General features: G+C 46.6%; 1 protein-coding gene. It reads right to left on the bottom strand.

Annotated features, from left to right (window positions below; genetic code table 11):
- Positions 1–95: 95 nt before the first annotated feature.
- Complete coding sequence (locus tag ACE99V_RS20250) at positions 96–1,319, bottom strand: IS110 family RNA-guided transposase (RefSeq protein WP_400493001.1); 1,224 nt, start codon at positions 1,317–1,319, stop codon at positions 96–98.
- Between the last annotated feature and the right edge of the window lie 240 nt (positions 1,320–1,559).

The following is a 1,559-nucleotide window of genomic DNA, read 5'->3' as shown; positions in this document are numbered from 1 at the left end:
TTCTACCCTGAAAATCTAAGTGACTTAGAACAGGCCTTTTTGGCAATAGCAAACTAAGCCCCCGTTGCTTCGTTTTTAAAATAAATGCAGTATCTTTATGATGCAGGTTGTTCTTGGATACTTACCGTAAGACCAAGGGATTCCAATCTCTTGATTGAGTTCTTGATTAAAATGTCTCTCTTGCGGTTATCGAAGTAATCAAATCCCAGTTCCATATACGCTTGTTTTCGCGTTAACAAGATATGGACAATGGTTAAAATGGTATGCCCTACGGCTACCGCTGCTCTGTTCTTCCCTCGCCTTGCCGCAATACGATGGTATTGAGCGGATAAGTACGAGTTTTTCTTGCGTCCGACAGATCTTGCTGCCTCTACTAGAGCACTACGCAGCTTTTTGTTCCCTTTTCGCGTCTTGGATGACCTTTTCTTCCCCGCACTTTCATCGTGACCTGGAGTCATTCCCGCCCATGAACATAAATGGCCAGGCGTTGGGAACCGGGACATGTCTGTACCTATTTCCGCTAAAATTTGCTCAGCGGTTCGTTTACCGACACCGGGGATGGTATCCAATAACTTCAGGTCCTCCGAGAAAGGGGCCATACGTGCGTCAATCTCTTCGTCCAATTCTGAAATAAGCTGGTTAAGGTAATCGATGTGAGAAAGCTGTTTTTCTAACATCAACAGTTGATGTTTTCCCACACGACCATCGAGTGCAAGTTTCAACTCTTCTTTTTTCGTTTTGAGCTTCTTTTGCGCAAAGTCGGCCAGTTTGATTGGGTCCGACTCGCCATTGATCATCGCTTCAAGCATATTACGTCCAGATACGCCCAGAACATTGGAGGCGACAGAAGATAACTTGATATTGCCTCCTTCCAACACTTTTTGAAGCCGATTGACTTCGCGAGTTCGTTCTTCGATGATGCTCCGCCGGTAGCGAATGATTTCACGAAGCTCTCTTTGTTCTCGATTCGGAATAAAGCTTCCCTCAACCAAACCGTGACGCAGCAGCTTCGCGATCCACTCTGCATCTTTCACATCGGTCTTGCGTCCCGGTACCGTTTTGATATGTTGCGCATTGACAACCATCGGCTGGAGCTCCTCTAGTTCCAGTAGGTTAAATATCGGCTTCCAGTAATCGCCGGTGCTCTCCATCGCGACATGGGAACAACGGTTGTTTTTGACCCAATCCACCAGTTCCATGAGGTTACTGGTCATCGTCGAAAAGGTTCGAATCTCCTTTCCTTTGGGGGTGATTATGCATGCGGTGATGCTCTTTTTATGAACATCTAAACCGCAGCAACGTTCGTGTAATACCTCCATAGCCTGCTTCTCCTTACGACTGGTTGTGATTGAGGCTGGTGCAACAACCAAAATGGGTTATTCTACCCTGCGTGCTTCCCGAAAGAGCAACAATCTGCGATGCACCGGGTCGTTGTGGTCCGTCTTATATACGGGTTCGTGACACCAAGAAATTACGACCTACCTTCGCCAGCCGTAGTAGCAGTATTGACAATATTTTCATTCATCAGTGATGCCGTGAACGCGGCATGGAAGTCTTAT

Source organism: Brevibacillus soli (assembly GCF_044759095.2).
In the GTDB taxonomy this organism is placed as follows: Bacteria; Bacillota; Bacilli; order Brevibacillales; family Brevibacillaceae; genus JBIYSM02.
Note: the sequence above shows the minus strand (reverse complement) of the source record. Positions and strands in the feature narration are given on the sequence as shown.